Genomic DNA, 8,297 nt, shown 5'->3' on the forward strand with positions numbered 1-8,297 from the left:
GCATTTTTTCCCTTGAACCCGACAAGCTTTCTGCTTTCGTCCAAGGGGGTTGACCTGGATGTTGCGCAAAACGCCACGGCATTCGATGCGGGGAGGCGGGCCATGCGAACGGGGAAAATCATTCATACCGTCAGTTGCCACGCCGAAGGGGAGGTGGGGGATGTCATCGTGGGGGGCGTTGCCCCGCCACCGGGGGAGACCCTGTGGGAGCAGTCCCGTTGGATCGCCCGGGACCGGACCCTGCGCAACTTCATGCTCAACGAACCGCGGGGCGGGATCTTCCGGCATGTGAACCTGCTGGTGCCGCCAAAGAACCCTGCCGCCCAGATGGGCTGGATTATCATGGAACCGGAAGACACCCCGCCCATGTCGGGTTCCAACAGCATCTGTGTGGCGACCGTTTTGCTTGAATCCGGCATACTGCCCATGCAGGAGCCCGAAACACACCTGACCCTGGAGGCGCCCGGCGGACTGATCCGTGCCGTGGCCCGATGCCGGGACGGCAAAGTGGAGCGGGTGACCATCCACAACGTGCCGTCCTTTGTGGACAGGCTGGACGCGAGGCTGGAGGTCGAAGGCCTGGGGACCTTGGTGGTGGACACCGCCTACGGGGGAGACAGCTTTGTCATCGTGGCGGCGGCGGATTTGGGGCTTTCCGTGTCGCCGGACGAAGCCCGGGAACTCGTGGAAACCGGGATCAGGTTGACCAATGCGGCCAACGAGCAGCTGGGCTTCCATCATCCGGAGAACCCCGGGTGGAGTCACATTTCATTCTGTCAGATCACGGCGCCGCTGTTCAAGGAGAACGGGGTGTATGTCGGCCGCAACGCCGTCGCCATCCAACCCGGCAAGCTGGATCGGTCGCCGACGGGAACGGGTTGTTCGGCCCGCATGGCGGTGTTGAAAAGGAGGGGGACTCTTTCCAGGGGGGACGCGTATATCGGTGAGTCCATCATTGGTTCCCGGTTTCACTGCCGCCTGGAATCAATCACCCGTGTGGGCCGGCTGGAAGCGGTCGTTCCGAGTATTACCGGTCGGGCGTGGGTCACGGGGACGCATCAGCACATGCTGGACCCGGACGACCCCTGGCCGGGCGGCTACCGGGTGGCCGATACCTGGCCGGCGCGTAAAAGGTTCAAGGATTCCAGGGGTCAAGGGGGGCGTTGAGCGTTAGGTGCTCAGGCAGGGTCTTTTCAGCCGCCCGCTGCGATCGAGATTCATCCCGTCCAGTGGATTGCCGCCGGAAGCGGGCCTATTTAAGAGGATTCCACCGGGTAAGAGGGCGCCAAGATGACCATTTAGCGACTGTCTTTGGTGACTTCTTACACTTGCCTAATCTGAGCGATTGCCGAGGTTGCTGCATATACAAGGAAGATGCTTTTCCGCTATAGTGGTCTATGCGGTAAGGAATCTGACGCGGTAGATGCGGTAAGATCGGCAATCCCAACGGGTTTAAAATTTTAGGAAGTCAAATCGATGAAATCCTTTGAAATAAAGTAAAATAACCAATTCCTAAAATTTGAAACGCTCCGTTTAGGACTTGTTATGAAAACCGAATCGGGAACAGGCGTTTTCGGTTTTTCACATAGGAGCGACGTTGTCGCGTTTCATAAAGTCGTGGAACGCGATTTTATCTCAATTGTGCGTGCCGAAAGCAGTCGACGGTGTGGTCGTTGACCATGCCCGTGGCCTGCATGAAGGCGTAGCAGATGGTCGGCCCTACAAATGTAAAACCGCGTTTTTTCAAATCCCTGCTCATGCGATCTGAAATCGGTGTCCTGGTTGGGATTTCGGCCGTTTTTTTCCAGTGGTTGCATATGGGCTGGTTGTCGACGAACTGCCAGATGTAAGCGTCGAAACTGCCGAATTCGGCCTGCACAGCCAGGAATGCCTTTGCATTGGCGACCGCCGCCCCGATCTTCAGCCTGTTGCGGATGATGCCCCTGTCCTGAAGCAGTCGTTGAATGTCGTCATCACCGTAAGCGGCCACGCGGACGGGATCGAATCCGTCCATCGCCCGACGGAAATTCTCCCTCTTTTTCAGGATCGTCATCCAGTTAAGCCCTGCCTGGGCTCCTTCCAGGACGAGAAACTCGAAAAGCCGCCGGTCGTCGTGCAGGGGGCATCCCCACTCGCTGTCGTGATAGGTGATCATCAGGGCGTCGTCGCCGGCCCACGCACATCTGTTGCTCATCGTTGCTGCCTTCTCCTTTTTATTAATTCTCCCCTACGGGGATCGCAAGAGGTTGGAAGCGTGGAGCAAGTGCGATTGAACCACAAAGACAGAAAGGACACCAAGCATATTTTTTCGCACCTACCCGCACGGCAAAGCTTTGACCTTCAGCTGCCAGCCCTGGGCAGATAGATGCTGAAGCTGGTGCCGCCGGGCGGGCTGTCGGCGACCGTCACGACGCCGTCATGCTTTTTAATGATGCCGTAGGCCGTGGCCAGGCTCAATCCGTATGGGCTGGAACCCGCGCCGGCGTAGAAAGGCTCGAAAATCCGCTGTTTGTCTTTTTCGCTCAAGACCATGTTGCGGAGGTCGATGACGATGGATGCGTAGTCTCCGGGTGTTACGCTCCATGCCCTGGCTGCCTTCTGTTCAAGCACGGTGTTTTTTGTTTTCAGGAAAAGCTCCCCCCCCTCTTGCAAGGCCCGGGCCGCATTGTGGAACAGGTTGTACAGGGCTCGACCGAAAAAGGCCCTGTCGGCCTTGACGGTGTATAGGTCGGAGCAATACTCGGCCCTGATTTTGACGGGTTTATGCCCGAAATCGAATTCGTTCAGGGTAACCTGAATGGTTTCGGTCAGATCCACTTCCATGAAATCGTAGGGGCCTTTTCCCGAGAACATCATCAACTGCCGCGACAGGTCGTTCACTTCTTTGAGGTGCCCCTCGATGCGTTTTAATTTCTGGTAGTGCTGGAACGGTGACAGGTCATCGAAGCCCCCTTTGTTGATGCCGGTTGCCAGGTCGTTAATGCTGTTGCGGATGCCGGCCACCCTCTGGTTGAGATCCTCGGCGATTCCGCTGGCCAGATTGCCGAGGGCGTCGAGCCGGTAACTTTTTTGAAGCTGTCTTTCCAATTCCTGCTTTTCCTCGGCAAGTCTCTGGCGTTCCTCTTCGGTGGCCATCTCTTTGGTGACGACCGTCAGGCATCCGAACGACAGGGCAGTCCGGTCCCGGGGATAGCTTTCAATGGTGGCCTGATCCTTGATCCAGATAGAGGGCTCCGGCTGGATGTCCAACTGGTAAACGGCTTCGATAAAACCGGTTTTCTCACTTTCGGCGCGCAGCACTTCCCGGGTGCTGTCGATTTGCATCCGGCTGGTTACCTCCTCTTCGACAAAATCGTCAACCCCCCAGTATTTGTAAATACGGCGGTCGATAATGGTTTTGCGAAGCATGTCGGCCACCTGACGGGGATGTTCGCACTCCATCAGGTCCAGGAACTGCTGGCTCACGAATTCGTACCAGATGTTTTTTTCATTGCCCTGCCAGGCGGAAATGTAGGGAATGACAGGCATGTTCATGCGGTCGAAAGCGTTGAAGACCGGCAGAGCGGACTTCAGGCGCGTCTTTATCTCAGGACTGAAGTCGCCGTTTAGAATCCTGCCGTAATATTTTATCTTGCCTGTGGAGGAAGTGGTTTCAGCATTCATGGCATTGTCCTCTGTTGGTTGGTGGGTGTACCGCATGCATACCTAAGTTGAGACCAGGGAATAGCATAATTACGTAAAGTTATGCAATAAACCTCAGCGTTGCAAAAGCTTGAGGGCTCCAGAGTCAAGGCAACTGCGAGGTAAAGCCGATTCGGGCAAGGAGCTGCCGCGATCGCGTGTTGACACCGAGATCCTGCACCTGAGCCGGGTCGAACCAGTCGGCATCCAGGGCGTCGCTTCCGGCTTGGGGTTCGCCCGCCACGTAGGCGGCGGCAAGGTCGAGAATGACATAGTGAAACCGTATGCGGTCACCTTTCTTCACGATGGCGTCGAAGCTGTAAATCACTTCCAGGGCCTTGATGGTGATGCCCGTTTCTTCTTGAATTTCGCGTTCCGCCGCTTTCTGAAGGGTTTCGCCGAGCTCCACGCTGCCGCCGGGAATGGCCCACTCTTCCCTGGCAGGTGCTTTTCCGCGTTTTACCAGCAGGATACGGTTGTTGTGAATGACTACTGCGCCCACCGCCACCCTGGGGGCGTCCGGGTATTCGGAGTCTGCCATAGATGACCTCATCGATAAGGTGTGGATAAACCCCAAGGTTGCATAAACAACGCGGCAGAGAATAGATAATGTTTTTTAATAACATCCAAATTCATAAGAAAATCGAAAATTTCTAGATAGAACCACCGGTGCATTCCAAGGATATTATCTGTTTTGCCATGTTGTTTACCCTTCAGGCTTCGCTTTCAGCTACGCCCGACAAGCCGGGAAAGCCTGAGAATTTCAGGCTCTACGAGCAGCGCCTGCGGTGCCTTTATTGCTGAGGCTTCGAAGTAAAGAACTACGACGTCACCCTCAGACGCCTTGGCTCTGAAGCCCTCAGGCTTTTGCAATGTTGGGGTAAACCGTGGTTTCCGGTATGATTTTATTCGCTTTGGTCACAGGATAAAATAGTTGGCAGCAGGTTTCAAGTGCTTATCGCTCTCGGGCTTCATCCTTTTGGCACAAACACTCAGCTAAGCCAATGATGTTGACAAGATCAAACAGTCATCACCTTTGTAAAGAAGGGTTACAAGTTGAGCCCTGTATCTGATGAATCTTGTTGACTTGAAGGTCACTTTGCCCTAATTTTCAGATAATATGTCATTCAAAAAATAGGGAGCAGTTATAATGAAGCGCTTGAGCTGTTTCCGGCCAAACCATCTGTTACGCCTGTCGATTTACCTGCTCACCGGCCTGATTTTGTTGTCGGGCTGTGTACATTATCAGGGCGACAATCCCGTCCCGACAATCGTGGCAACCACCGAAGCCTTCAAGGCCTTTGACGGGGAATATGAAAACACGCCCTATTTTCAGCATCACAAGCCGGTATCCATCGCCGTTCTGCCCTTCACCGCACTCGAAGTCAAATCGTACAGCCTGAAGACAAATTTCGTTCACCCCGAGGATATCGTACGGGCGGGAATGTACAACCACATCAGTTCGCTGCCCTTCAAGGACCTTGAAATATTCGACACGGACACACGCCTCGCGAACGCCGGCCTGAAAGATCCCGAATCCGTCGAACGCCTCCTTGCCGAGAACCCTAAAAAGTTGAAAGCTATTCTGGGCGTGGATGCCGTTGTTTCCGGCGAAGTCACCCATTTCGACCAAATTTTTCTGGGGGTATATTCCCAGGTGGCCGTTGGGTGCGAGGTAAAAATGCGGGATCTTGACACGGGCAATCTTTTGTGGCGGGCAAAACATGTCAGCCGGGCCCACGCCGGCGGCGTATCCCTCAACCCCCTCGGGATGCTCATGGCGGCCGTGGCTTCGGTCTGGAATCTAAGGGACTCGGAAATGTTGAGCCAGACCGACGAGGTGTTCAGGGAAATTGCTTCGACCATCGAGTTGCCGGAATCGTTTAAGGCACTGCAGGTACCCCCCCCGCGAATTGATCTGTTCGCGTGCATCAATGCCCAAAAGCCGTTTACCGCCGGCCAACCGGTTTCCTTCCGGCTCATAGGCGACAAAGACGGCAGTGCCTACGTGGATATCGGCGAGTTCAAGAGTGCCATTCCGCTCAAACCACTGACCCCTCAGATGACAGTTGCCGTTCGAGCCGAGGTGATCGCTTCCATCGAGGACCAATACCGCCAAAGCGGTCACCATTTAACGGAGGAGCTGACCCGGGCCATTGAAAAGGAGCTTGCTGCACGGGAGATCTATGAAGGGGTCTACACGGTCGAACCGGGGGAACAGATGTACGGTCTGATGGCCAAGGCCTACCTGGCCGATCATTCCGGATCCCGAGCCACCAGCCTGGATCCCGTTCACATAATTGACATCGACGCCCGGCCACCCGAGGCCGTCGATGGGTTGGCGCCTCTTTCCTTTGATCGGCGGGTCGAGCTTACCTGGCGTCACTGTACCGGGAAGGACGTCGTTGGGTATGAGGTTTGGGCAAGTCGATCTCCCTTCAGCGGATACGCATTGGCGCAAACCACAGAAAACAATCGTGCGGTCATGGACGGGCTCGAAAATTTCGTCTCCTCCTATGCGAAGGTGAGGGCCGTTGACAGGGCCGGCAACCGGGGGGCATTCAGCGCCTTCACCGAGGTTGTCGCCCTGCCTGAACCCGATCTTTTTGATCTGCCCCAACCGGGTCCGGTGCTCGGCGGAGACCTCACCGCCAGCGTTCTTCTGACGGAGGCAAAGAGTCCCTACACGGTTCAATCCTCCCTGGTGGTAACATCGGATGCGACCCTTCATGTCGCTCCGGGTGTGACTATTCTCTTTATGCCGGGCACCGTGCTTTCCGTCCAGGGCGGCAGCATCGCATGTTACGGCAGTGAAAAAAAAGGTGTCCGCCTGGGACCGGTCGCCACCGACAGCCCCCCGGGTTCCTGGGGTGGCGTTGTGCTCGGCAATTCCGGTCATGCGCTTCTCCGGTACACCCGCATCGAAAAGGCTGCCACCGGGTTGACCATCGCCAATAGCCGGCCGTTGATCACGCGCATGACCATAACGGCATCTTCACAGGCAGGGCTGTATCTCAAGGACAATGCCAGACCCAACATCACCTGCTCGATCATTGCCGACAATCAGGGGCAGGGCGGTATGGTCGTGGCGGGCGAAGGCATCGCACCGGCCATCCAGAGCACCACTTTTCTGAACAACAGCCCTTTTGATGTTCAGAACTATGCACCGGTCGAGCTCGATCTCACCAACAACTACTGGGGGGACCCGAACCCTGGAGATGGAAAGCTGTTGGGGCCGGTTATCTGGATGCCCCGGCTCGACTCGCCACCGGACCGCTGCGGAGAATGATACATGGAGACCGGAATGAACCCATACCGCATACTGAATTTTGTCGTCTTTTCAATCCTTGTGCTCACCTTGCCCGTTAACGCGGCGAGCTTACAAAAAGAGAACATCGGCACTTACGGGTACATCGACTGGCTCAACCAGACGGTCTACGCCACGGGAATGGGCTTGGCACCCAAAGACAAGCGCAACAGCGACCAGGCAATGGCGCTTGCCGAACGGGCGGCTATCATTGTGGCTCAGCGAAACCTGTTGGAAGTCATCAAAGGCGTTCATATCGATTCACGCACGGTTGTCGAAGAAAAGCTCGTGACCGACGAAAGGATTGTCTCCAATATCCAGGGAGTGATCAAATTCTGCAGGGTGGAATATTCAAAACAGCTGTCCGGGGACTCGGTGGAAGTGGGGGTTAGCATGCCGCTAACGGGCAGGCTGGGTGGCATTCTTTTCACCCTCACCGAAAGGGCCGGGGATCAGCGGAAAGCGAACGGCGCCTCTGACGATCTGGAAGGTCGTCTGAACCGTCTCGAGCGACGCATCCAAATGCTGGAAGAGGAAATCTCCGGTCTAAAAAAAACATCGCTTGAAAAAGAGAGGCTGATGATCCTTTTTCAGGAACTGGTCGCGGCCTGGCAGACGTATGCCGTCCACAAGCCCTTTTTTATCAATGCCGGCTACGCCTCGGACACGGAACTTTCCGCCATCAGAAACCAGATGAACGACCAGGAAAAGAGGATGGCCGCTTTCTCGGTTCTCCTGACCGATCTGTCGAGGCGGCTTGACACTCTGGAAACCGGCAAAGAACCAGAACCCGAGGTTCGACCGGACAAACAACCCCACCAAGCACCACCCTACACCGGTCTAGTGATCGATGCCCGGCAGATCGGGTTCAAACCCTGTCTGAAGCCCAACATTTTCAGCCGGGGAGAGCAGCTGTATCCCGGGGCCTACGTCGATATGGCAAAAGCGCTAAAAAGCGGCTATGTGCGTTATTTCAACAATAAGGTCCAGGCGCAGCAAAGCCAGCGCGTCGGGTCCCTCCCTTATGTCATCTTCGCTGAAGGAACCCCCGAGGGCGACCGCAGTCTTGCATTGGATCCCGAATCTTACGAAATCCTCAAGGCTGTCATAGAAAGCCCCTCCAATTTTCTGAGAGAGTGCCGGGTGGTTATCGTCTTCTAAGACAAACCGGAAATTCCAATACCAAATACATAAATATTAAGGCGAAAAGCTATATGCTCATTGCGCTGCTTTTACGTTTCCGAATACGCTCGAAATAGAGATCGAAGCAGGCCTTCTCGACGTCCAGCAGGCGCTGAAAGGCGTTGGT

Annotated in this window: 6 protein-coding genes; 3 read left to right on the top strand and 3 right to left on the bottom strand. The window is 55.5% G+C overall.

Going from position 1 to position 8,297, the window contains the following annotated elements:
• The first annotated feature begins 102 nt into the window (after positions 1-102).
• Positions 103-1,167 carry a proline racemase family protein gene (locus tag LJE94_07340; protein ID MCG6909924.1) on the top strand — a complete coding sequence of 355 codons (1,065 nt, stop codon included), beginning with the start codon at positions 103-105 and terminating at the stop codon, positions 1,165-1,167.
• A gap of 463 nt (positions 1,168-1,630) precedes the next feature.
• On the opposite strand, the gene LJE94_07345 is transcribed toward LJE94_07340, so the two are convergent.
• From LJE94_07345 to LJE94_07355, 3 genes are all read right to left on the bottom strand, one after another.
• Positions 1,631-2,194, bottom strand: a complete 564-nt coding sequence (locus LJE94_07345) for a DNA-3-methyladenine glycosylase I (protein MCG6909925.1) — start codon at positions 2,192-2,194, stop codon at positions 1,631-1,633.
• Positions 2,195-2,340: 146 nt separating this feature from the next.
• Positions 2,341-3,663 carry a hypothetical protein gene (locus tag LJE94_07350; protein MCG6909926.1) on the bottom strand — a complete coding sequence of 441 codons (1,323 nt, stop codon included), beginning with the start codon at positions 3,661-3,663 and terminating at the stop codon, positions 2,341-2,343.
• A 124-nt stretch (positions 3,664-3,787) separates the two neighbouring features.
• Positions 3,788-4,222, bottom strand: coding sequence for an NUDIX hydrolase (locus LJE94_07355; GenBank protein MCG6909927.1), 435 nt, complete (start codon positions 4,220-4,222; stop codon positions 3,788-3,790).
• 609 nt (positions 4,223-4,831) lie between these two features.
• Between LJE94_07355 and LJE94_07360 the strand changes: the two genes are divergently transcribed.
• Together LJE94_07360 and LJE94_07365 are read left to right on the top strand one after the other, a co-directional pair.
• Positions 4,832-6,970 (top strand): DUF799 family lipoprotein, encoded by a 2,139-nt coding sequence (locus LJE94_07360; protein MCG6909928.1) that lies wholly within the window; start codon positions 4,832-4,834, stop codon positions 6,968-6,970.
• Positions 6,971-6,985: 15 nt separating this feature from the next.
• Positions 6,986-8,149, top strand: coding sequence for a hypothetical protein (locus tag LJE94_07365; protein ID MCG6909929.1), 1,164 nt, complete (start codon positions 6,986-6,988; stop codon positions 8,147-8,149).
• Positions 8,150-8,297: the final 148 nt, after the last annotated feature.

The sequence above is a fragment of the Deltaproteobacteria bacterium genome (genome assembly GCA_022340465.1).
Classification (GTDB): Bacteria; Desulfobacterota; Desulfobacteria; order Desulfobacterales; family B30-G6; genus JAJDNW01.

Excerpts from the sequence above, each read along its gene's own strand:
- LJE94_07340 (MCG6909924.1), top strand. The coding sequence starts at position 103 with ATGCGAACGGGGAAAATCATTCATACCGTCAGTTGCCACGCCGAAGGG.
- LJE94_07355 (MCG6909927.1), bottom strand. The coding sequence starts at position 4,222 with ATGGCAGACTCCGAATACCCGGACGCCCCCAGGGTGGCGGTGGGCGCA.
- LJE94_07345 (MCG6909925.1), bottom strand. The coding sequence starts at position 2,194 with ATGAGCAACAGATGTGCGTGGGCCGGCGACGACGCCCTGATGATCACC.
- LJE94_07350 (MCG6909926.1), bottom strand. The coding sequence starts at position 3,663 with ATGAATGCTGAAACCACTTCCTCCACAGGCAAGATAAAATATTACGGC.
- LJE94_07365 (MCG6909929.1), top strand. The coding sequence starts at position 6,986 with ATGAACCCATACCGCATACTGAATTTTGTCGTCTTTTCAATCCTTGTG.
- LJE94_07360 (MCG6909928.1), top strand. The coding sequence starts at position 4,832 with ATGAAGCGCTTGAGCTGTTTCCGGCCAAACCATCTGTTACGCCTGTCG.